Consider the following 23,291-nt stretch of genomic DNA (forward strand, 5'->3'; position numbering starts at 1 on the left):
CGAATTTATGCTTTTTAATGGTTCTTTGTTAGACTAATGAATTTACTTATTACGTTGAAGGATAAAAAAAAGAAAAACCACCATGACTAATAAAGACAATTTTGCCAACCACACCCCAATGATGCAGCAGTATTTAAAACTTAAAGCTGAAAACCCTGATATTTTATTATTTTATCGCATGGGTGATTTTTATGAGATGTTTTATGACGATGCCAAACGAGCATCACAGGTTTTAGATATTTCTCTTACTAAAAGAGGATCTTCAAATGGAGAGCCCATTCCAATGGCTGGCGTGCCTTATCATGCGGTTGAAAGTTATTTAGCAAAATTAATCGCACTGGGTGAATCAGTTGCTATTTGTGAACAAGTTGGCGATCCAGCTACTAGTAAAGGACCAGTAGAACGAAAAATTGTCCGTATTGTAACTCCTGGTACAGTAAGTGATGAGCTATTATTAGAAGATCGCAAAGACAATTTACTGGCATCAATTTGGCAATATAGAAATTATTACGGCTATGCTACACTCGATATCAGTTCAGGACGATTTTATATTTTTGAATGTGACAATTTCGAGGAAATGCAAGCCGAATTACAACGTACAAGTCCTGTCGAATTGCTATATCCGGAAGAATTCCAATCCATGCCATTAATTGAAAATAACTCTGGATTGCGCCGTCGTCCACAATGGGACTTTGATCTTGAAACAGCAAAACAACAGCTTAATCTACAATTTGGTACTAATGATTTAATTGGATTTGGTGTGGAAGAGTGTAATTATGCACTTTGTGCAGCTGGCTGTTTGTTACAATATGTTAAAGATACCCAACGCACAGCTCTACCTCATATACGTTCAATTATTAAACAGTCGGCTTATGATTTTGTCGTGTTAGATGCCGCAACACGCCGTAATCTAGAAATCACCGAAAACCTATCTGGTGGAACTCAAAATACTGTAGCTGAAATACTTGATAAAACTCAAACACCAATGGGTAGCCGTATGCTTAAACGTTGGTTGCATTCACCAATTCGTAATTTAACTATATTACAAAATCGACAACAAGCTATTGGCGAATTACAAAACTATATTGATGAAGTTAATCTATTATTAAAACAAATTGGTGATTTGGAACGTATTTTGGCAAGACTTGCATTACATACGGCTCGACCTCGTGATTTTGCTCGTTTACGTGATGCTTATAATTTATTACCACAATTACAAACACTATTAAGTGGTCTTACTTCACCTGCGTTAATTAACTTGCGTAAAAAAATAAACCAATTTGACCGTATAGCTGAAATATTAAATCAGGCTATTGTTGAAACACCGCCGGTAATTATTCGTGATGGTGGGGTTATTGCTACTGGATATAATGCAGAACTAGACGAACTACGAAGTTTAGCGGATGGTGCAACCAATTATTTAGAACAGTTAGAAATCCGAGAACGTGAAACACTTGGCATTGACACATTAAAAGTTGGATTTAATGCTGTGCATGGCTACTATATCCAAATCAGCCGTGGGCAAAGCCATTTGGCACCAATTCATTATACTCGTCGTCAAACACTGAAAAATGTTGAGCGATATATCATCCCCGAACTTAAAGAGTACGAAGATAAAGTGCTAACTTCCAAAGGACGAGCATTAGCACTCGAAAAGCAACTTTACGAACAGCTATTTGATCTATTAATGCCAGATCTAACCACTATGCAAATCAGTGCTGAAGCCATTGCCAAACTTGATGTGCTTACCAACTTGGCGGAACGAGCACTAACCCTTAACTATCAAAAGCCAACACTATCAACCGACTCAGGAATAGAAATTAAAGATGGCCGACATGTGGTGATTGAGCAAGTTTTACAAACACCATTTATTGCAAACTCGCTCTCATTATTACCAAGCAGACGTATGTTAATTATTACGGGACCAAACATGGGCGGTAAAAGTACTTATATGCGTCAAACTGCTTTAATTGTATTACTGTCTTATATTGGTAGCTTTGTCCCTGCATCAAAAGCAGTCATTGGACCTGTTGATCGCATTTTTACACGTATTGGCGCTTCTGATGATTTGGCATCTGGTCGCTCCACTTTTATGGTCGAAATGACCGAAACGGCTAACATTATGCACAATGCAACTCAACAAAGTTTAGTATTAATGGATGAAATTGGTCGAGGAACTTCAACATATGATGGGCTTTCATTAGCTTGGGCTTGTGCCGAAAATTTAGCAAATGAAATCAAATCAATGACGCTTTTTGCCACTCATTACTTTGAATTAACCCAATTACCCGAGCATATGCAAGGTGTTTATAATATCCACTTTGATGCCATTGAACATGATAATACTGTTGCTTTTATCCACGAAGTATCTGAAGGCGCAGCTAGTAAAAGTTTTGGTATTGCTGTTGCTGGACTTGCCGGTGTGCCTAAGACAGTACTAAAACGAGCTAAACAAAAATTGAAAGAGCTCGAGATTATTTCAAAACAAACGGCTAACAGTGGAGTTGCTCAATCTCAACTTTCTTTTATCAACGAACCTGAACCTTCGGAAGTTGAAGAAGCGTTAAAACAGATTGATCCTGATGCTTTAACACCAAAACAAGCATTAGAAATTTTATATCAATTAAAAAAGTTGGTGTAATTTAAATAACCTCTAATTGTTCTATTGTGATATTATTCTGAAAAAACCGCTAGATGTGATTTCTAGCGGTTGGTTTTAATTATTAATAGCATCTAGAATTTAAAAAATTAAGCCCAATTTTTCTTCTTAGATGTTTTACCTATGCCCGGATTAAGACAGTTTGTAGGATCAAGCTCTTGATAGAATTTTTTCAAATCCTCATTGGCATGATACAAATGCCCCACATTGTGCTCAGCTGGATATTGCGCACCACGCTGATCAAGCAATGCTAAAATATCCTCCTTAACTTTATCACAATCCACCCCTTTTTTAGCTATATAATCTTGATGAAATACATAACAGAAAAAATGCCCATAATACATTTTATAAATAAAGTTTTGATCAATGTTTTCTGGCAGCGTTTCAAACCAATCGGTATCATTACGTCGTAGTGCGATATCTAATGCAACAATGTTTTCCACTGTTTTGCTATGTACATTACGATAAGCCGTAGCAGCACCCGCAGCTGCAAAACGGTGTAACATTGCGGCTTCAGCTTCTTTTTCGTTACATAAAAAATAATTACCATTTTTATTTTGAAAATAGTTTTTTAAAAAAACCTCGGCTTCTGCAATCCCATCATCTGCCATTTTTAAAATAAGGTGATGTTCATAACGATCACGATAATCACGCATTGATTTTGGTAAATGATTTGGCAAAAATTTGCAAGCAAAGATAGAAAACCGATCTGAAAAATTTTTTGGAAAAAATGGAATTTTAGCGGTAACACGATCAACAAAGTTCTTAAACACAAACATGCGTGGCATCATATCTGTACCTAACTTTTTAATGGCTAAAAAGGTCGGTTTCCCATAAACCGCGGCAATATCAAAAGCCACGCGATGTATATATTCTCCCGATACAGGCAAGGTTTTAAATTGGCTTAAAATATGGCGACGAATACCATTTAATTCATTAATATCATTTGTACCAATATAAAATACGGCTGATTTTTTCTCTAACGGAAATGTATCAAGGCGCACAGCAAATACCATTAATCTACCAGCACTACCTGATGCTTCATAATGACGAGCAGGATCAGCATTAAATCTAGCAGGCGTATCGGCATCTACTTCACGAACATGCTCACAATAATGGTGATCATGACCTAAACCAGCATCATGTTTAATATTCTTATCAGTATAAGTATGATTTTGAAGATTCTGTAAAATTGTTTCTGGTTCATCACCCAATTCTATACCTAAATGATTAACTAAACGCAATTGCCCTTGCGCATCTAATTGAGCAAACACCGCCATTTGAGTATACGCAGGTCCACGCTGAATCAGTGCCCCGCCCGAATTATTACATACCCCACCCATCACAGAAGCGCCAATGCAAGATGAACCTATAACCGAATGCGGACCTCGATGATATTTTTTTAATTCCTTTTCTAGATGAAAAAGTGTACTACCTGGCAAGCAGACAACTTGTTCACCATTTTCTATCACTTTAATACTATCTAAGCGACGAGTACTAACAATAACAACAGGACGATCATAGTCATTACCATCAGGCGTTGAACCACCAGTTAATCCAGTATTTGCGGATTGTGTGATAACAATCACATCCGCTTCAACACACGCTTTTAACACCTGCCACTGTTCAACTAACGTTCCCGGCAAAACAACTGCCAATGCATCACCTTCACCAAAGCGAATACCTTGACGATAAGGTAATGTGCGTGCTGGATTGGTTAAAGTATATTTATGTCCAACAATACCTTGTAGCTGCTCAATGAGCTTAGCTGTTTGATTAATTTTCATATCGGTATTTCCTATGGTTATTGAAAATTGAGATGGGTTAATAGTGGCGATTAAATAATCACCATCTTAACCAAAAGCAAAACAATAAGCTATCGGAATTTTTATTGCAGATGAACAAAACACACTTAAACGACCTTTTACAACAAAAAGGTCTATAAAGGTAATTTATTTATAATGTTTAACAATTTGTTTTTTGGTATTTTTTGACAAAAGTTGTTGCGTTCAGTTTGATTAAAAAAAGTCCACGCTACAAATCTGCTCGCTTTTTGCCCTTGCGCCATGGGAATAATACGGCTTTCAACAACAGCAGCTTGTTTTAATTTTTTGTTAATTATCGACAAAGTCTCTTTTTTTGAAACTAATGAAGTAAACCATAGGCATTGAGTTTTATATTGAGTACTTTCATTAATCATATTACTAATAAAAGCACTTTCACCTCCTTGACACCAAAGCTCGGCATGTTGTCCACCAAAATTAAGCACAGTTTTTTGAGTGGAATTTATTAACTTACCTAACTTCTTCAATTTGGTTTGCGTACTTGCCAACGCATCTTCTGCTGAAGCATGAAAAGGCGGATTGCACAGCGTTAAAGTATAAAATTCATTGGGTTTAATGATATTTTTAAAAATCGATCCACTGTCTTTTTGTAATCGACACTGCAAAGTGTTTTTTAATAACGTATTGGCTTGTGTAATTAGCAAAGCAACTTTGATCGCAACTGGATTAATATCACTCCCTACAAATGACCAACCATATTCGGCACAACCAATAATAGGGTAAATCACATTAGCCCCAACGCCGATATCTAAAACCCGAATTTGTTTACCTGTTGGAATGCTATTTTGGTTATCTTGAGATAATAAATCAGCCAAATAGTGAATATAATCAGCTCGACCAGGAATGGGCGGACATAAAAAACCGTCTGGGATATCCCAATAATTCATTTGATAATCATTAAATAACAAGGCTTTATTTAACTTTTTAACAGCCATAGGATCGGCAAAATCGATCGATAAATTGCCATAGGAATTCTGATTTACATATCGAGACAGCTCAGGCAGTATTTTAATGAGCTTTGCAAAATCATAGCCATTCCGGTGTTTGTTTCTACAATGTAATTGGGGCTTTTTTAATGGGGTTTGCACGATTGTCCTATTTTATCCAAAATCAAATAACCGCTATTATAACGACTTAACAGCAATATGCGAAAACCGAACAAATCAATTAATCAAAATGACTACGGTGGAATGTTGTTTTTTACTCTACCTGACGTTTTTTAGTTTTATACAACTAAATTTCCAGCATAACCGCATAACCATTGTTGCATAGTGTCATCTCCCTCAAAAATTCTAAAATTCGATATATTAAAAACACTTTGTTATAATCCTCCATCACTTTAAAACAAAAACAAATGCGAAATGAAAGCCCTTGTACCCATTATCCCCTTAACCATAATGCCTTTTGATCTTTTTGCTATGGATTTTAGTGGCCATAATCTATCACTCTTTTGGGGTATTCCGTTTGTGGGAATTTTACTTTCTATTGCATTAATGCCGCTATTTCTGTCGCGGCTTTGGCACTATCATTATGGCAAAATTATTACTTTTTGGACAATGCTGTTTGTACTGTTTGCCTTATATTCTTTTGGTCTACAAATCACCATCAATCTTACTGCTCATGCAATTATAGCTGAATATATTCCTTTCATTTTGTTATTGCTTGCACTATTTACCGTTTCAGGAGGGATTTTAATTAAGAGCGATGTGCCTAGCACACCCAAACTAAACGTTGGTTTGCTTGCAATAGGTACACTGTTAGCGTCACTCATGGGCACTACTGGCGCAGCTATGTTAATGATTAGGCCTTTAATCAGAGCTAATCGAAATCGTAAGTATGCTGTGCATACAATTATCTTTTTTATTTTTTTAGTGGCTAATATTGGTGGTGGGTTAACACCACTCGGCGATCCACCTTTATTTATTGGCTTTTTAAAAGGCGTTAATTTTGGATGGACAGTTAAGCATATGCTGTTACCTGTTTTACTTAACTCTCTTTTACTGCTGGCAATTTATTACGTTATTGATCACTACTACTTTAGTTTGCAATATGGTAATTTATCGACACTGACGTCGATTTCAGAAACTAAAAACGTTAAAATTTATGGTATGAGCAATATTTTTTTATTGGTGACAATTATTGCCTGCGTGTTAATGTCTGGTATTTGGCATTCATCGGTTAATTTTACGGTTTTAGGAACACATATTGCTTTACAAAATTTAATCCGTGATATTATTTTTATCATGATTACCCTATTTTCTATGTTAATTACCCCTAAACAAGTCCGTGCCGGTAACGAATTTAATTGGGAGCCTATCATTGAAGTTGCTAAGCTGTTTATCGGGATTTTTATTACTATCGTCCCTGTACTTGCTATTTTACGAGCAGGTAGCCATGGTGCACTAGCCCCAATAGTATTACTAGTAACAAATGAACAAGGACAACCGATCAATAGCATGTATTTTTGGCTATCAGGTCTACTTTCAGGATTCTTAGATAATGCTCCCACTTATTTGGTCTTCTTTAATCTAGCTTCCGGCGATGCCACTACTTTAATGAATATACTAGAAAAAACCTTACTCGCTATTTCAATGGGTTCGGTTTTTATGGGAGCTCTTAGCTACATAGGTAATGCACCTAACCTTATGGTCAAAAGCATTGCAATTCAAAATAAAATTAATATGCCAAGCTTTTTTAGTTATATGAAGTGGTCTGTGTGTATTTTAATACCAGTGTTTATTATTGATAATTTAGTGTTTTTTGTGTTCTTTTAATTTAGACTGTTAACAAGCATAAATTAAAGTGATTCTGATACTGTAAAAACTCTGTTATGTTGTTTTTTTACTTTAAGATAAAATATAACTAAATAGCAGCATTCTTCATTTCATATAAACTGTAAATTAATATTCATAATATTTTTAAAACTCTAGTAGTTAATGTACACATCATGTATTACTGTTTTTAGTCATTTTACACTTTGTGTACAAATCTTGGTATAATGAAATATTCCTAACATAATTTTGAGAGATATATATGTTAAATCAATTAAAAGCAATTATTCAGTACCTTCTTCCTAAACAGTTATTAACTGTTTTTTTGGGTTGGCTGGCAAAAAAACAATTGGGAAAAATTACTACATGGATGATTATGTTTTTTTGTAAATTATATAAAGTGGATTTGAGTGAAGCAAAAATTAATGATTTAAAAGAGTTTAAAACCTTTAATGACTTTTTTGCTCGTGAATTAAACGAAGATGCACGCCCAATTGATACTACTGATAGTACAGTTGTTATGCCTGCTGATGGTGTAATTAGTCAGTTCGGTACTATTCAAGATACACAACTGCTACAAGCTAAAGGGCATTTTTATTCTTTAGAAGCATTGCTTGCATGCCATTCAGATATGATCAAATATTTTAAAAATGGTTTATATGCAACCATTTATTTATCACCTAAAGATTATCACCGTTTTCATATGCCTTGCGATGGTATTTTGCGTGAGATGATTTATGTGCCTGGCTCACTGTTTTCAGTTAATAAGGCTACAACCGAAAGCATTCCTAATATTTTTGCTCGTAATGAACGTTTAATTTGTATGTTTGAAACCGAATTAGGTCCAATGGCACAAATTTTAGTTGGTGCAACCATTGTAGGTAGCATAGAAGTGCAATGGGAAGGCATTGTTACCCCTCCGCGAGAAGGAATTATGAAACGCTGGACTTATGCCAACGGTATAAAATTAACTAAAGGGCAAGATATAGGTTGCTTTAAATTAGGTTCAACTGTGATTACGCTATTTGCGTCAAATTCAATTGAGTTTGATAATCAACTCAAAGTAGGTGAAGTTACGCGTGTAGGCCAAAAATTAGCCGATAGGATATAACGTTATGTGGACTCGTGGTGTCATGTGCTTTGTTGCTGTGTTGTTTTCTTCACTGACCTTTGCCGAAGAAACCACGCCAATCATTAACAATGAGGATGATCTTTCGCTAGTTGTTCACCAGTTAAATGATAAAAATGATGAACTCAGACAAAATATGGAGTTACAAAAAGCACATCTAACTAGTATTGTTAATGAACAGAACAATATTACTACACAAATTTCACATGTACAAAATACACTGGCAACCCTTGATGAACAAGGGGAGTGGTTAAGTTTTTCGACCGCTTTGGGCGAAACCTTACGTCAACAATTATTGCGTTTGCCTGAGAAACCTAAATCACAAGCACTTGATGCCGAAATTGCCGAGGCAAAGGCTCAACAACTTAATTATAGTAATATTTTAACGTCTTTGGACGATTACCCAATGTTAACAAATTCACTTGACAGTGTCAAAGAAGCAACACAATATCGTCGTTTAATTCGGGAACAGAACGAATTACTTAAGACTCTTATTTCGGGAACTGACACTACCATTTTAGAGTTGACTAAATTAAAAATTGCCAATAAGCAATTAACTAATGCGATCGACGAAGTAAACGATGCCGCACACAGATATTTTTTCTGGGTAGCAGATGTGAATCCAATATCGTTAAATTATCCAATCGATTTAGCTAAAGATGTTGTTTATATGGTTTTTTCTGTTGATACAATTTCGCAACTTTATAATGCTAGCGTTGAAGTACTTAGTTCTCCAAAAACGTTATTTTTAATTATTTTATCGTTGCTGTTCGTGTTTGCACACTTTAAAATGCGTGCTAAATATAATACTTTTTTAAACAAATCAGCTAGCCGTGTGGGAAAAATAACACAAGATAGCTATTCTTTAACATTAAAAGTAATTATATTTTCATTAATAATGGCCTTACCTATACCAATTTTGTGGGCGGTATTTGGCTATGCTTTACAGATTAATTCAGATTATCCTGTCGCATTTGCCTTAGGTTATGGCGTGAATGCAGCAGCGCCTATTTTGTGGGTATTTATTATTTCAGCACATTTTGCATCATCCAATGGGCTGTTTATTACCCATTTTGGTTGGTCAGAACGTAGTGTACGCTCGGCAATGAAATATTATCAACTTTCAATTTGGCTTGTAATTCCACTAGTAATGATAGTGATGAGTTTTGATCAATATAATAATCACCAATTTGCAGCCACAATTGGTCGAACGTCGTTTATTTTTCTTTGCTTTGCTTTGGTGTTTATGACTAACTCTATCCATCGTGCTGAAGTTCCTCTTTATATTGATAAAAAAGGAGCAGGCGATAATTTATTAAGCCATATTTTGTGGTTTATTTTATTAAGTGCACCATGGCTAGCTATCATTGCGGCTTGTTTAGGTTATCTTTCGACAGCTCAAGTACTATTAGGGCGTCTTGAAGCTTCTGTCATTATTTGGTTTGCTCTGTTAGTTATTTATTTTATGATTCGCCGTTGGATGTGGATCCAAAAACGCCGTATTGAATTTGAACGAACCAAGCAACGTCGCTTAGAGCGTATGCAACGAGCCAAATCACATGAAGATGATCTCAATTCACTTAACGAAAGTGTTGATGAACCTGTTATTGATTTAGATGTCATTAGTGCTCAATCATTACATTTAGTCAGATCGATTATTATGATGATTGCGCTAATTAGTATGATTTTGCTATGGTCTGAACTGCATTCGGCCTTTGCTTTTATGAATAATATTAAACTTTGGGGAACCAGTGCCATTGTTAATGGAACCGAAATCGAACAATACATCACCCTTGGCGCAGTATGTATTGCAATTTTAGTGATGACAATTACCATACAGTTGGTCAAAAATTTGCCCTCTTTGTTGGAGTTAGGCATTTTGCAACATTTAGATTTAGCACCGGGAACGGGGTATGCTATTTCCACAGTTTCAAAATATATTACTTTGATGATAGGCTGTATGATTGCGTTTTCGTTTATTGGTATCGACTGGTCTAAAATTCAATGGTTAATTGCCGCATTAGGTGTAGGGTTAGGTTTTGGTTTACAAGAGATCTTTGCTAATTTTATCTCTGGCTTAATCATTTTATTCGAAAAACCTGTGCGTATTGGCGATACGGTGACAATTCGCGATTTGACAGGTAATATCACCAAAATTAATACTCGCGCAATTACCATCGTCGATTGGGATCGTAAAGAAATTGTGATGCCCAATAAAGCTTTCATTACCGAACAATTGGTGAACTGGTCGTTATCAGATTCGATCACTCGGATTGTATTAACCATTCCTGCAACTATCGATGCTGATAGTGATTTGGTTATCAAACTTTTACAACAAGCCTCAGACGAATGTGAATATGTGCTTAACGATCCTGAACCACAAGTATTTTTAGTAGATATCCAAGAAGGCATTCAGTTGTTTGAATTACGTGTTTTTGCTGCTGAAATGGGACACCGAATGTTACTGCGAAGCGCTATACATAAATTGATACTTGAAGCTTATCGTAAACATCATTTAATGCTACCATTCCCACCATTGCAAACCAATTTAGAAGCATTGGGACGCAAGAGTGGGCGTCGCAGTTATACCATCGGTACACTTTAACCAAAAAGAGTTTCTAACCAAGGCACGGCAAATGCTCCTGGCGCAAGCAATACAAAAGCCCAAACTGGTGCTGAAGCAATGTTTGCTAGGTTAAATTTGGTGGTTGGCATATGCATTGTGCCAGCAATTAAAGGGACTATGGCTCGTAGTGGTCCAAAAAATCGACCTATAAATACCCCTAACGTTCCATAACGCTGAAAGAATTGCTCAGCACGATAAACTAATTTAGGGTGCTTATTAAGTGGCCATGAAGCAATAACTTGTTGATGATAGTGTTTACCCAACCAATAAGACAGTAAATCCCCAAAAACAGCACCTGCCGAAGCGGCAATTAATACGGGTACAAATGATATTGCTCCTCCACCGATTAAAGCCCCTGCCCCTAATAAAATAGCCGTTGCAGGCACTAAAAGCGAGATAATTGCCAATGATTCACCAAATGCCAATAAAAATATAATGGGTAATGCCCAAACTTGATGGTGCTCAATAAACTGCATGATAGTCTGTGTGATTTCTTGTAATGACATAGAGTTAGTTTATGAATTATCAATTGCTTATGATGAACTATTTTATCATAATATTGCTTATTAAGTGCTGAGCACGCTATCTATTGATAAAATATTACACTACGTTAACATTTTAGAATTATTAATGGTTGATCTTGTGCTGATAGCAGTCTTAATTATAACCAAATTAGCAAGAGGCAATTAATGGCGATCGGTGTTAAATCAATTCCAGTACGTAAATTTAAAAACAGTAAGTTACAACATTTTCAACCTGATATGTTAGCTATCGAAAAGCCAGTTGCTTTAATTTATAACGGAATTTCACATGTAGTGATGATGGCAACACCAAAAGATTTGGATTATTTTGCCATTGGTTTTTCGTTAACGGAAAATATTATTCATTCGGTTAATGATATTTATGGCATTGATATTATTGATACTCCCAAAGGCATAGAAGTACAGATCGAACTTTCGTCACGACGCTTTAGCGAGCTGAAAGAAAAACGACGTAATTTAACTGGGCGAACAGGATGCGGTATTTGTGGTACTGAGCAGATAGAGCAAGTCTGCCAAGATATTCCTACTTTACCATTAATAAGCCAGATTGATTTAGCAGATTTTAGTGACAGCTTAAGCTATTTATCGCATGTTCAACAAGTTGGTAAACAAACTGGTTGCACGCACGCAGCTGTATGGCTAGATTTGAAAGGACAATTTATGGTAGGGTTTGAAGATATCGGCCGGCATGTCGCATTAGATAAACTGCTTGGTTTTAGAGCAATGCAATTGCCTAATAATCCTAGCTATCAACATGGTGTGGTATTGGTTTCAAGCCGCGCCAGCTACGAAATGGTGCAAAAAACGGCCAAGTGTGGTGTAAAATTTTTGTTAGCGGTTTCGGCAGCAACCTCAATGGCCGTTGATTTGGCAAAACAGTGCCATTTAACTTTATTGGGTTTTTTTAGAGGTGATAAAGGCGTGATCTATTCTGGCGATGATCGTCTTATCTAAGAAAATCTTTTGTATTTTTCATTTATGGTGATTAAATTAATCTAAATTCAATATATTGAATAATAAAAATAAAAAAGAAATTTTTCTAATTCATTCTAAGATATATCAATTCGCATCTTCCTTTATTAGACGAAGATCATCATAATATATGCCGAAAACAAAAATTATTTTGTTTTTTAATTATTTTATGGGATTTTTACCCAATTAAACTAAGCAATAGGTTATCGTTGTTTTATTATATTCACCTATTTTACTTTAGCTTAGCATTAATTTTTTTTGAAAGGATACTATCATGCATCAAACTTCAGATATTCAACAAGCCGTTAATTTTATTCAGAAACACACAAACAAAAAACCAACAATTGGAATTATTCTTGGTTCAGGTTTAGGACCTTTTGCCGACACTCTTGAAGATGCTGTTCATATTCCTTATGACACAATTCCACATTTCGCCAAATCAGCAGCTGTTGGCCACGCAAATGAATTAGTCATTGGCCAATGCGGAGACAAAACAGTTGTGGCAATGAAAGGGCGCTTTCACTATTACGAAGGTTTTTCGTTAGATCAAGTTACTTTCCCTGTTCGTGTGATGAAGATGCTTGGTGTTGAAAAATTAATTATCACTAATGCATGTGGTGCAGTCAATACGAGTTTTAAACCAGGCGATTTAATGTTGATCACCGATCACATTAATCTTACTGCCAACAATCCTCTTATTGGACCAAATAACCCTGATTTAGGTGTGCGCTTTTTAGATGTAAGTGAGGTTTATAATAAGCAATTGTGTTCAAAAGTAATTGATGTAGCCAAAGAACTTAATATTACCTTACAACAAGGTGTCTATGCTTGGTGGACAGGTCCAACTTATGAAACACCTGCCGAAATTAGAATGATTCGTGTTTTAGGTGCCGATGCAGTTGGTATGTCAACTGTACCCGAGGCAATTATCGCACACCATTCAGGCATTAAAACTATTGGAATTTCGTGTTTAACTAATATGGCTTGCGGAATTTTAGATCAACCATTAGGACACGAAGAAGTTATAGAGACAGCAGAACGCGTTAAATCAACTTTTTTACAACTAATAACAAAAACTATTGCACGTTTCTAACCAATACTTTTTATTGGTAATTTTCTATAAAAAGTTCACTTTATTTTAGGAATAAACAATGAACATAAAGAATAGATTGAAAATAATGATGTTTTTCCAATATTTCATTTGGGGAAGCTGGTTAGCCACTTTTGGTGCTTATCTATTCAATACTTTACACTTTTCTGGTGTTGAAGTATCTATGATATTTAGTACCAAAGGTTTAGCGGCATTAATTACACCATTTATTATTGGTATTATTGCCGATAAATTTTTACAGGCTAAATATCTATATATGCTTTGTCATTCTGTTTGTGCTATTGCGCTTTTTTATGCTGCATCAGTTAATAATTCAGCTATTTTATTTTGGGTAATGTTAGGCAATGCGTTAGCTTTTATGCCAACTATTGCATTATCTAATTCTATTAGCTACCACTGTTTGGCTCAACATAACTTAGATTCGGTAACCGTTTTCCCTAAAATACGAGTATTTGGTACTGTCGGTTTTATCATTGCAATGTGGACAATTAGTTTATGCAAATTCGAGTTGAGTAATGCTCAGCTCTATGTTGCCTGCGCAGCATCCGCTGTACTTGTTGTTTATAGTACAATATTACCAAATATTACTGTATCTAAAAATCAAAAACAGTCTTGGGTTTCTTATTTAGGATTAGATGCTTTTGTGTTATTCAAAAAGCCCATTATGGCTGTTTTTTTTCTTTTTGCTATGTTACTTGGTGCGATACTACAAATCACTAATACTTTTGGTGGCGCTTTTTTACATGATTTTGGTAAAGTCTCAGAGTTTAAAGATAGCTTAATTGTACAATACCCTGCTATTTTATTATCAGTTTCACAAATGGCTGAAGTCGCATTTATTTTGACCATCCCATTTTTCCTCAAAAAATTTGGCATTAAAAAAGTCATAATGATAAGCTTGATTGCTTGGACTTTACGATTTGGTTTATTTGCATTTGGTGATCCAACACCTTTTGGTTTTGTGCTATTAATGCTTTCAATGATCGTTTACGGCTGTGCATTTGACTTTTTTAATATTTCAGGCTCTATTTTCATTGAAAAAGAAGTCAGTTCAAATATTCGAGCCAGTGCTCAAGGACTGTTTATGACCATGGTTAATGGTATTGGCGCTTATTTTGGCTCGATTTTAAGTGGTTATGTTGTTGACATGTGTACACATGATGGTCTTAAAGATTGGCAAACAATTTGGCTAATTTTTGCTACATATGCACTTGTGTTAGGTATTGTTTTTTATTATTCATTTAATTATGACCATACTAAAAGTAAGTGTGCTGCATAATCACTTATCCGTTTAGATTAATAGATATTTGAAACATTAATTATCATTGTAATTTGATTAATTTATTAAAAAGACACCGGGAGATGAATTGTATGATCTTTCTTCTATGTCTTTTATTGTGTTTTTTAGCCGACAATTATCGGCAATGTTGTTTTTTGTTACGAGATTTAGATATGAAAGATAAATTTTTAGGCGGTTTACTGGTTTTATTAGGTGCATGTAGCTTTGGCGTACTATCTTCTATTGTTAAGACGGCTTATCAAAACGGGTATAAATTAGGTGAAGTCACTGGTATCCAATGTTTTTTGGGAATGTTAATGTTATGGAGTATTCACTTTATTGTCAAAATAATACGCTCCCCAAAAGTATCTACATCAACAAACACACGATTAACAACTCCAACAGAAAAGTATACAAAATTGACAAAAAAATGGAAGATCTGTGCTGTTGGTCTATTTCCTGGATTAGTCGGTATTTGTTATTACCAATGCGTACAACTAGTGCCTGCATCAATTGCAATTATTTTATTAATGCAATATTTGTGGATTAGTGTCTTTATTGATTTTATTATATTTAAGAATAAACCTAGTATTATTCAACTTTCAGCGGTTATTATAATTATTTTAGGTAGCTGCCTAGCAGCAGGTATTTTTAATCAAGATATTAGTTTAAATTTGACTGGTTGTTTTTTTGGTTTTTTAGCAGCACTAATGTATTCACTCTTTATTAGTACTAGCAGCAATATTGGTAACGAATTACCTAAGCTTGAAAAAAGTGCGTTGATGATTACCGGTGCATGTATTGTTACTTTTTTGATATTTCCACCTTTATTTTTCTTCAGACTTGATATTAGCGACAAACTGTATCAATTAGGATTTTTATTAGCATTGCTAGGTACTGTATTGCCACCTTTTTTGTTTTCGGTAGGAATCCCAAGAATTGGGATTTCATTAAGTGCCATTTTGTCGGCAACAGAGCTGCCTGTAGCAGTCATTTGTTCATATTTTTATTTACACGAATCGGTCCATTTTAATCAATGGATTGGAGTGGGTATTATTTTTTTGGCAATTGTTTTACCTAACTTAAAGCATATTAAAAGAGCAAACTTGAAAAATAGTTAGTTTATCTGACTTTTTTGACTTAAAATGTAAGAAAATACCGAATTGTTTACATTTCATGGTTAAAATTGTCCTCTAAAACCTCATAAGGCATTTTATTTAAAATTGCTTTATGTGGTATTAATCTTACAAATCACTTAAAATTTTGTTTGTATATGTTGAATTGCTAACTATTTGCTGATTATGCTTCATCTTTATCAAAGTACGTATCACTCTTTTCATCTTTTCCATTTGTTTGTGAATAAGCAGTTTTTGTGCTTTTTGATTGATATGGTAGTTATCACACGTTTTAACGAATAGATAGAACGATATATAAATTAATTACTAAATGGTATAGATTCCTGAATATTTTTACAGAAATAGAATCTAAAAAGTGTACACCACATCTTAATTAAAGTATGTCAATTACTTTAGTCCCAGAAATTACTGTAAACGAAGCGAGTAATTTCTATATATTAGGTTTATTATTTATAATATCCAAAGGCATTGAAAAACCAACTATCGTCATCATAACTATAATCGTCTAATAATTTGGCCGATCTTGCTATTTATTATCAAAAAATAAATGATTTTATACTCTGCCTTATTCTGAATAGCTTTAATAGTCAAATATATTAAAAATTATTATAGTATATTGGGGGCGTTCTATGGTTTACTTTTCTGCGAAAATATAATAAAAATCTTCAACAAAAAAATTAAATCTACAATATTTTTGAACTTTCCTAAATTAAATCTGTCTTAATACAAAGAGACTATTTTTAATAGTATTAGTCCGTTATTGAAAATAGGTAGTCATCGCTTATTTAGTTTTCTAGTAATAAGTAAAGGGTTTTGCTGTTTTAATAAAATGCCGTAATTAACCTTTTAACAGGCTTTATAAGTAAATTAGACTGTTTCGTTTCTCTAATAGTAGTCATTTCTAGCAGTGTTTATTTTTCTATGCTTTTTTGAGTTGAGATTTAATTCATTTATTTGAATATCTAATAAAATATTATTAATTATTTGAATTTTTTGTTTATTTTCATATTTAAGTATTTTGTCAACCTGAAACATTTTTACATAAAAATTAACAACCTCTTTCTTTATTAAGGTCTTGTTATCTTTTTATTTTAATAAAAAGGAAGTTACAAAATGAAGATATATAAAAAACCTTTATTTACCTTAGTACATAGTAATAATTCCATACCTGAACACAGAACTCTGGCTTATTTGGATCCCACATTAAATTATTACACTGATCATATTGACGAAATTATTGCTTTGCGTGTTAAAGAACTTAAATTGCATCATCCTGAATATAGAGAATGTCATGATAGTGATAAGAGCAATAATAAAAGAGGTTTTTCTTTTGTTTTTCATGAAATATTTGAGTCAGAACATCATCAAAAACAAATTGGAATGCTAAAAGAGGAAATAGCTATCACAAATGAATCCAATAAAATTAAAGGATTGCTAAAGAAAAGAATAAAGGAAATCGCTAATCTTTACCCTGAATTCCAACTTAATTTTAATGATATGCGAATTTTACCGACTAAAATAAAACAATATCTATTTGCTCCACCTTTAATCTTGACTGAAGATAATGCAATTATGCTTTGGGATGATTAAAAATTTATCTTAACAATAATTAATAAAAACAGTAATTTACAGGGACATTTCCCTGTAAATTATTTTTAATTTAAATCCTTTTTATATATGATTTTTTAATTAATGAAAGTTTATTTACGGATTAACTATTGAAAGCACTTTCACCATGGCTATTAATATCCAGACCTTCTCTTTCATGTTCTTCTGATACTCTTAAACCAACAGTGATATCTGCAATTTTATAAGCAATATAAGCAACCACTGTAGTCCATGCTACGCAGGTAATAACACTCATCAATTGAATTCCTACTTGAGTTGCCATTGTAATGCCTTCGGCATAACCAATACCTCCTAACGATTCTGATATAAATATACCAGTTAATATACAACCCACAATACCACATACGCCGTGTACACCAAATACATCACAAGTATCATCAACTTTTAGAATTCTTTTGAGTGTTGATACTCCCCAGACACCAGCAAAACCACAAATAAGCCCTATTAACATAGCACCACCTACACCAACAAGACCTGCCGCTGGTGTTACACCTACTAATCCCGCTATCACTCCTGATGCCGAACCAAGGCAAGATGGTTTACCTCGTAAAAACCATTCTGCGAATGTCCATGCCAAAACCGCTGCTGCTGTAGCTGCAACAGTGTTAATAAAGGCTAAACCTGCGATTTCATCTGCATGCGTTGATGATCCTGCATTAAAGCCAAACCAACCTATATAAAGAATAGCAGCTCCAAGGTAGACATAAGGTAGGTTAAATGGTTTTAGTGGTTCACGATTATAACCAATACGTTGTTTGATCAGATAGGCACCCACTATTCCTGCAATCGCAGCATTAATATGTACTACAGTACCGCCAGCAAAATCAAGTGCTCCTTCATCACCTAAAATTCCGCCTCCCCATACCATATGCGCCATGGGAATATATGAAAATGTAAACCATAACACCATAAATATTAATACTGCTGAAAAACGAATTCGTTCAGCAAAAGCACCAGGAATTAAGCAACAAGTAATACAAGCAAATGATCCTTGGAATGCGATCCAAATTAGCTCGTAAATCGATCCTGACACATCTGTAATACCTATCCCTGTTAATAGAAAATGATTAAAGTTGCCATAAAACCAGTTTCCTGCACCAAAAGCAAGTGAATAACCATAAATAATCCATAGCACCGCTATTAACGAAAAAGTTACTAGCACTTGTGTTAACATCGATAACACATTTTTAGAACGTAATAATCCACCATAAAACAATGCAATCCCTGGTACCGACATAAAAAGTACTAGGGCGGTACAGATCATCATAAAGCCGTTATCCGCTTTATCAACTACGGCAGCTTCTTCAGCAAAAGCTGAACTTGAGAATAAAATAACTAAAAAGGGAATAATTTTTTTCAACATAATGATTTCCTTAACAATCAATTACAATGCCGAGTCATCGGTTTCACCAGTACGTATACGCACTACATGTTCAAGTGAACTGACAAAAATCTTTCCATCACCAATTTTGCCAGTATATGCTGCTTTAGTAACTGTACTAATAACTTGGTCAAGTTCATCATCTCTAATAGCTAAATCAATTTTAACTTTAGGTAGAAAATTGACATTATATTCTGCACCACGGTAAAGTTCGGCATGACCTTTTTGTCGTCCAAAACCTTTAACTTCGGTAACAGTTAATCCTGTAATACCTATATTAGATAAGGCTTCTCGGACTTCTTCTAATTTGAAAGGTTTTATAACTACGGTAACTAATTTCATCAATCGCTCCTAAAAATTGTGAGTTACAGATTAAATTATGCAAAGAGTGTACCAAAAAAATTAACTTGAATTGAATTTGCTACTACAACTTAATTTATAAAAATATAGCTATCATAAAATTAAAGTTCAGCTGTTTTGATTGGAAGGTTAAAACAAAAGATAACAAATAGTTAATAGATTTATTATTTAGCAGCGCACTAATATGGTGCCAATGCATATTAGTGGTGCTTAGCTGTTATAAAAATTAATAGGATCTAGAATGTCACCATTAACTTGCGATATTCGTCATAAGCAAAGTGATCTGTCATGCCACTAATATAATCCTGCAATAAGCGACATCGATAGTAGAATTCCATACACGCAAAATTTTCCGCTTTATTTATATTGAGTTTGTTAACTGCTTGTTTATAAGCGACACAATGTTTTGAGGATAATTTATGATATAAGCGAGTTTCAATAGGATAATTTTTGTGATGTTTATCCTCAACCAATTTCAAAAAGTCGTTGGTAGGCATATCAAGCAGTGGGCTATAAATATCGAGTAATCCACTAATAATTCGGTACCCTTGAAGTTCAATATTTTCAACCGATTCATGGTTAAATATATGTTCAAGTCCAACTGTTTTGAAAATATTGAGTAATTTATATTCTGCACCATGATCTTCAAGTAAGGCATGATTAAATGAGCCGTGATAAATTTCTTCAATATTTTTAATAAAGCGTTCAGCAGCATGTGGTACCAATTTGCCAATAGTGTTGACACGTAGGTACATAAAAAATTGGTCGATGCCTATCGCATCAAAACCATTTTGATTTAGATTTTCATAAGGGCGATTGACAACGGTATCAAACAGATCACCTTTTTTAATCGGTCCCCATGCCTCAGCTAAGTAAGTATGAAGCTGTTTTACTGTTAGAATTTTCTTTTCAACCGCATCTTCTAGATCGGCAATGCAATATGAGATATCGTCGGCTGCCTCCATAATATAGGTAAATGGATAACGATGAAATGGTTTGATATCAAGCTGTTTAGATAACTCCTCAATAAATGGTTCTTCTGATAAATAATAACCTGCTTTTTTCATTAAATAAGAAAATTCTGGCAGTACCGGCTTAGACCAATAAGCTGGTTTAGAATATTTCATAATTGAAGCAATCTGAGAGTAAGTTAAATTAAGGCGTAATATTGTATGCACTAAACGAATTGCTTGTGCATTACCTTCAAAACTTGATAAATCTTGACGGATTTTAGTTTTAAGTACTCTTATTTCTTTTTTATCACTATCATTTATTTCTAGAAGTCGATAATCTGTTGTTTTTCCAAGACCTAAACGTAGAGTAAACCATTTATTAATGGCAGCCTCACCAAAATGACCAAATGGAGGATTACCAATATCATGCATTAAACAAGCCATTTCAACTAGGCTTTCAATCGCCATTATACAATTATCAAGCCCGTATTTTTTTAATTTTCCAGCATTGCCTAGGCGATTAACGATTTCTTTGACTATGTATCGCCCAACTTGTTGCACTTCCATAGAGTGAGTAAGTCTTGTTCTAACTACTGAGTTTCGTTCTAATGGAAAAACTTGCGTTTTTTGTTGTAGGCGACGAATAGCGGCTGAGTTTATGATGCGTCCACGATCGCTTTCAAAACAACGTACTATTGAGTACTCATCAGACAGAGCTTCACGCTGTTTGCTAGCATAACGCTGATAATTGATTTTTTGGTTAAAGTTGATCATGGTTTCATCCCTAATTTAATCACTCAAATTGTTTTAAGTTTTCAAATTGCTAATGTTTGTTTTGCCCATTCAATACTTTTTTGATAATCATTAGGTAATAACGGTATTAAATTCTCTAATGCTTTTAACAATTTGTTTGTTTGGTTATGGGTTAAATTTAAATGCCCTACTTTACGTCCAACTCTAACTTCTTTTTCATACCAATGAAGATGTACCAAATCAATTGATAACCAATTTAAATTTAATTCTGTGCCAATTAAGTTAACCATAACTGATGGCGTAAATACATCTGGCTTAGGAAATGGAAGCCCCAATATAGCACGAAGATGTAATTCAAATTGGCTAATTGAAGCTCCATTTTGCGTCCAATGACCACTATTATGTACTCGTGGAGCAAGTTCGTTGATCAGTAGTTCATTACCAACAATAAAGCATTCCATTGCCATTACACCAATATAATTCAATTTATGCATAATAGCAGATAGCATTTGTTCTGCTTTTATTTGTAATGAATCTGATTCGTTAGGTTGTACAACACTTATTTTTAAGATGCCGTCTTGGTGGAAGTTATTGGTAAGGGGATAAAATACTGTTTCACCTTTTGCATTACGAGCACCTATTAATGACATCTCTTTTTCGAACGGGATAGCCTGTTCAACGATAGCTTGTTGATAGATATCATCAGGTACAGTTATTGGACCATTAATAGCAATTCGCCATTGCCCTCGTCCATCATAACCGCCAGTTCTACGTTTAACAATTAATAGCTCACCAAGTTCAGTGAATAACTTTGACCAATCTTGGTATTGATTAAGTGCAAACCATTTAGCTGTAGGTAAACCTAGCTCATCAAGTAGTTTTTTTTGGGTTAAACGATCTGCAATAATCGGAAAAACATCTCGATTAATAAAATGCGGATGCTCGGCTAAAATCTGTGTAAATGGCGTATCTGACCATCGCTCAATTTCGGCTGTTATTACTGACTGTTGATATGGAATGGCGGTAGGATCTACATCTAATCCAACTGGATAAACTTTTATACCTATTGGTTCGCCTGCTTGCTTAAGCATTCGCCCTAATTGCCCGTTACCTAGTACACAAACAGATTGAAGTTTCATATTAGGCATTCACTCTTGGATCTGGGTTATTTAATACCTCATCAGATTGAGTTAATCGCCATGTTGATAAACGTTGATATATTTCTTTATCATGTAGAGCTAGAATCTGTGCAGCAAGTAATGCCGCATTCACTGCACCAGATTTACCTATTGCTAAAGTACCAACAGGAATACCTTTAGGCATTTGAACAATAGAATAGAGACTATCTACTCCACTTAATGCAGCACTTTGCACCGGAACACCTAATACAGGAATCAGCGTTTTAGCAGCTAACATACCTGGCAAATGAGCCGCACCGCCAGCACCAGCTATGATCACATCAAAGCCTTTTTGTTTGGCATCTTCAGCAAAACAAAATAATTTATCAGGGGTACGGTGAGCAGAAACGATTTCAACATGATAAGGAATTGTTAACGCATCAAGGATATCGGCTGCGTGTTGCATAGTAGTCCAATCGCTTTTGGAACCCATTACAATGGCAATTCTAGGTTGAGTATGCATGGCAAATGTATGAATAATTAAAATAAGATGTATGTGAAGTATACACTAAAATTTAATTAATGGGGATAGTAAGGATTTTATCTGTTAGCAATTAAAACACATGTTCCCAGCAAAATGAAGATGATAAACAAAGTGATACCGCCGAATAGTATCGGTGGTGAAGAAAAAGTTAGCCTTTTACTGCTGCCACGATTTTAATTTCTATCAAATATTCTTTTTTCATTAACCCAGCTTGCACTGTACAACGTACTGGTGCACTACCTTTAGCTACCCATTCGTCCCATGCTTTATTCATAGCGGCAAAGTCACTTTTATTAACTAAAAATAATGTTACATCTAATATACGTGATTTATCACTGTTAGCTCGGGCTAATATTTTGTCGATTTCAGCTAATGCACTTTTGGTCTGTACATAAGCGTCATTTTCAAGATCAGCTGAAACACTTGTGTAATAAATAACGTTATTATGGATCACTGCTTCAGACTAGCGGTTATCTGGATCAAT

General features: G+C 34.5%; 17 protein-coding genes and 1 pseudogene. 9 read left to right on the plus strand and 9 right to left on the minus strand.

The genetic code is table 11. The features are described from left to right. The first annotated feature begins 82 nt into the window (after positions 1 to 82). Positions 83 to 2,641: a DNA mismatch repair protein MutS gene (gene mutS, locus ACGH49_RS04995; RefSeq protein WP_411588455.1), complete on the plus strand. Its 2,559-nt coding sequence runs from the start codon at positions 83 to 85 to the stop codon at positions 2,639 to 2,641. A gap of 107 nt (positions 2,642 to 2,748) precedes the next feature. Here mutS and dld read toward each other — a convergent pair whose 3' ends face one another. Together dld and rlmF are read right to left on the minus strand one after the other, a co-directional pair. Next, positions 2,749 to 4,446 (minus strand): D-lactate dehydrogenase, encoded by a 1,698-nt coding sequence (dld, locus tag ACGH49_RS05000; RefSeq protein ID WP_411588456.1) that lies wholly within the window; start codon positions 4,444 to 4,446, stop codon positions 2,749 to 2,751. A 152-nt stretch (positions 4,447 to 4,598) separates the two neighbouring features. Then, on the minus strand, positions 4,599 to 5,591 hold the full coding sequence (gene rlmF / locus ACGH49_RS05005; RefSeq protein WP_411588457.1) for a 23S rRNA (adenine(1618)-N(6))-methyltransferase RlmF: 993 nt from the start codon (positions 5,589 to 5,591) through the stop codon (positions 4,599 to 4,601). Between the two features lie 273 nt (positions 5,592 to 5,864). On the opposite strand from rlmF, the gene ACGH49_RS05010 reads away from it, so the two are divergent. From ACGH49_RS05010 to mscM, 3 genes and pseudogenes are all read left to right on the plus strand, one after another. Continuing rightward, positions 5,865 to 7,277 (plus strand): sodium:proton antiporter, encoded by a 1,413-nt coding sequence (locus tag ACGH49_RS05010; protein ID WP_411588458.1) that lies wholly within the window; start codon positions 5,865 to 5,867, stop codon positions 7,275 to 7,277. Positions 7,278 to 7,536: 259 nt separating this feature from the next. Further along, positions 7,537 to 8,382, plus strand: a pseudogene (asd, locus tag ACGH49_RS05015) (archaetidylserine decarboxylase); the annotation flags it as partial. A gap of 7 nt (positions 8,383 to 8,389) precedes the next feature. Then, entirely contained in the window at positions 8,390 to 11,008 is a 2,619-nt protein-coding gene (gene mscM / locus ACGH49_RS05020; RefSeq protein ID WP_065607520.1) for a miniconductance mechanosensitive channel MscM, read from the plus strand. On the opposite strand, the gene ACGH49_RS05025 is transcribed toward mscM, so the two are convergent. Beyond that, complete coding sequence (locus ACGH49_RS05025) at positions 11,005 to 11,535, minus strand: DedA family protein (protein WP_065607522.1); 531 nt, start codon at positions 11,533 to 11,535, stop codon at positions 11,005 to 11,007. The two genes, mscM and ACGH49_RS05025, sit on opposite strands and share 4 nt — an antisense overlap. 183 nt (positions 11,536 to 11,718) lie before the next feature. Between ACGH49_RS05025 and fdhD the strand changes: the two genes are divergently transcribed. The 5 genes from fdhD to ACGH49_RS05050 all read left to right on the plus strand — a co-directional run bounded on the left by fdhD (position 11,719) and on the right by ACGH49_RS05050 (position 17,659). Beyond that, the gene (gene fdhD, locus ACGH49_RS05030) at positions 11,719 to 12,525 is read left to right on the plus strand and encodes a formate dehydrogenase accessory sulfurtransferase FdhD (RefSeq protein WP_141674040.1); all 807 of its coding nucleotides are present in this window, start codon (positions 11,719 to 11,721) and stop codon (positions 12,523 to 12,525) included. A 292-nt stretch (positions 12,526 to 12,817) separates the two neighbouring features. Continuing rightward, a complete protein-coding gene (locus ACGH49_RS05035) occupies positions 12,818 to 13,636 on the plus strand; it encodes a purine-nucleoside phosphorylase (protein WP_411588459.1) in 819 nt (272 codons plus the stop codon). A gap of 58 nt (positions 13,637 to 13,694) precedes the next feature. Continuing rightward, positions 13,695 to 14,933 (plus strand): nucleoside permease, encoded by a 1,239-nt coding sequence (locus tag ACGH49_RS05040; protein WP_411588460.1) that lies wholly within the window; start codon positions 13,695 to 13,697, stop codon positions 14,931 to 14,933. Positions 14,934 to 15,106: 173 nt separating this feature from the next. After that, complete coding sequence (locus ACGH49_RS05045; RefSeq protein ID WP_411588461.1) at positions 15,107 to 16,054, plus strand: EamA family transporter; 948 nt, start codon at positions 15,107 to 15,109, stop codon at positions 16,052 to 16,054. Positions 16,055 to 17,182: 1,128 nt separating this feature from the next. Then, positions 17,183 to 17,659 carry a hypothetical protein gene (locus ACGH49_RS05050; protein WP_065607533.1) on the plus strand — a complete coding sequence of 159 codons (477 nt, stop codon included), beginning with the start codon at positions 17,183 to 17,185 and terminating at the stop codon, positions 17,657 to 17,659. A gap of 121 nt (positions 17,660 to 17,780) precedes the next feature. On the opposite strand, the gene amtB is transcribed toward ACGH49_RS05050, so the two are convergent. From amtB to ACGH49_RS05080, 6 genes are all read right to left on the minus strand, one after another. Further along, positions 17,781 to 19,061: an ammonium transporter AmtB gene (amtB, locus tag ACGH49_RS05055; protein WP_411588462.1), complete on the minus strand. Its 1,281-nt coding sequence runs from the start codon at positions 19,059 to 19,061 to the stop codon at positions 17,781 to 17,783. A gap of 21 nt (positions 19,062 to 19,082) precedes the next feature. Beyond that, positions 19,083 to 19,421, minus strand: coding sequence for a P-II family nitrogen regulator (gene glnK, locus ACGH49_RS05060; RefSeq protein WP_034912116.1), 339 nt, complete (start codon positions 19,419 to 19,421; stop codon positions 19,083 to 19,085). Between the two features lie 254 nt (positions 19,422 to 19,675). Beyond that, entirely contained in the window at positions 19,676 to 21,166 is a 1,491-nt protein-coding gene (dgt, locus tag ACGH49_RS05065; protein WP_411588463.1) for a dGTPase, read from the minus strand. Between the two features lie 41 nt (positions 21,167 to 21,207). Continuing rightward, positions 21,208 to 22,284: a 5-(carboxyamino)imidazole ribonucleotide synthase gene (purK, locus tag ACGH49_RS05070; RefSeq protein ID WP_411588465.1), complete on the minus strand. Its 1,077-nt coding sequence runs from the start codon at positions 22,282 to 22,284 to the stop codon at positions 21,208 to 21,210. A 1-nt stretch (position 22,285) separates the two neighbouring features. Beyond that, a complete protein-coding gene (gene purE, locus ACGH49_RS05075; RefSeq protein ID WP_411588467.1) occupies positions 22,286 to 22,786 on the minus strand; it encodes a 5-(carboxyamino)imidazole ribonucleotide mutase in 501 nt (166 codons plus the stop codon). A gap of 169 nt (positions 22,787 to 22,955) precedes the next feature. Next, positions 22,956 to 23,261 (minus strand): RidA family protein, encoded by a 306-nt coding sequence (locus tag ACGH49_RS05080; RefSeq protein WP_255308748.1) that lies wholly within the window; start codon positions 23,259 to 23,261, stop codon positions 22,956 to 22,958. Positions 23,262 to 23,291 lie beyond the last annotated feature (30 nt).

This window comes from Gilliamella sp. BG7 (assembly GCF_046635565.1).
Taxonomy (GTDB): Bacteria; Pseudomonadota; Gammaproteobacteria; order Enterobacterales; family Orbaceae; genus Gilliamella; species Gilliamella apicola_P.

Coding starts and splice junctions, on each gene's coding strand:
- glnK (WP_034912116.1), bottom strand. CDS start 19,421: ATGAAATTAGTTACCGTAGTTATAAAACCTTTCAAATTAGAAGAAGTC.
- ACGH49_RS05045 (WP_411588461.1), top strand. CDS start 15,107: ATGAAAGATAAATTTTTAGGCGGTTTACTGGTTTTATTAGGTGCATGT.
- ACGH49_RS05035 (WP_411588459.1), top strand. CDS start 12,818: ATGCATCAAACTTCAGATATTCAACAAGCCGTTAATTTTATTCAGAAA.
- ACGH49_RS05050 (WP_065607533.1), top strand. CDS start 17,183: ATGAAGATATATAAAAAACCTTTATTTACCTTAGTACATAGTAATAAT.
- fdhD (WP_141674040.1), top strand. CDS start 11,719: ATGGCGATCGGTGTTAAATCAATTCCAGTACGTAAATTTAAAAACAGT.
- purE (WP_411588467.1), bottom strand. CDS start 22,786: ATGCATACTCAACCTAGAATTGCCATTGTAATGGGTTCCAAAAGCGAT.
- amtB (WP_411588462.1), bottom strand. CDS start 19,061: ATGTTGAAAAAAATTATTCCCTTTTTAGTTATTTTATTCTCAAGTTCA.
- ACGH49_RS05040 (WP_411588460.1), top strand. CDS start 13,695: ATGAACATAAAGAATAGATTGAAAATAATGATGTTTTTCCAATATTTC.
- purK (WP_411588465.1), bottom strand. CDS start 22,284: ATGAAACTTCAATCTGTTTGTGTACTAGGTAACGGGCAATTAGGGCGA.
- ACGH49_RS05010 (WP_411588458.1), top strand. CDS start 5,865: ATGAAAGCCCTTGTACCCATTATCCCCTTAACCATAATGCCTTTTGAT.
- ACGH49_RS05025 (WP_065607522.1), bottom strand. CDS start 11,535: ATGTCATTACAAGAAATCACACAGACTATCATGCAGTTTATTGAGCAC.
- dgt (WP_411588463.1), bottom strand. CDS start 21,166: ATGATCAACTTTAACCAAAAAATCAATTATCAGCGTTATGCTAGCAAA.
- dld (WP_411588456.1), bottom strand. CDS start 4,446: ATGAAAATTAATCAAACAGCTAAGCTCATTGAGCAGCTACAAGGTATT.
- mutS (WP_411588455.1), top strand. CDS start 83: ATGACTAATAAAGACAATTTTGCCAACCACACCCCAATGATGCAGCAG.
- mscM (WP_065607520.1), top strand. CDS start 8,390: ATGTGGACTCGTGGTGTCATGTGCTTTGTTGCTGTGTTGTTTTCTTCA.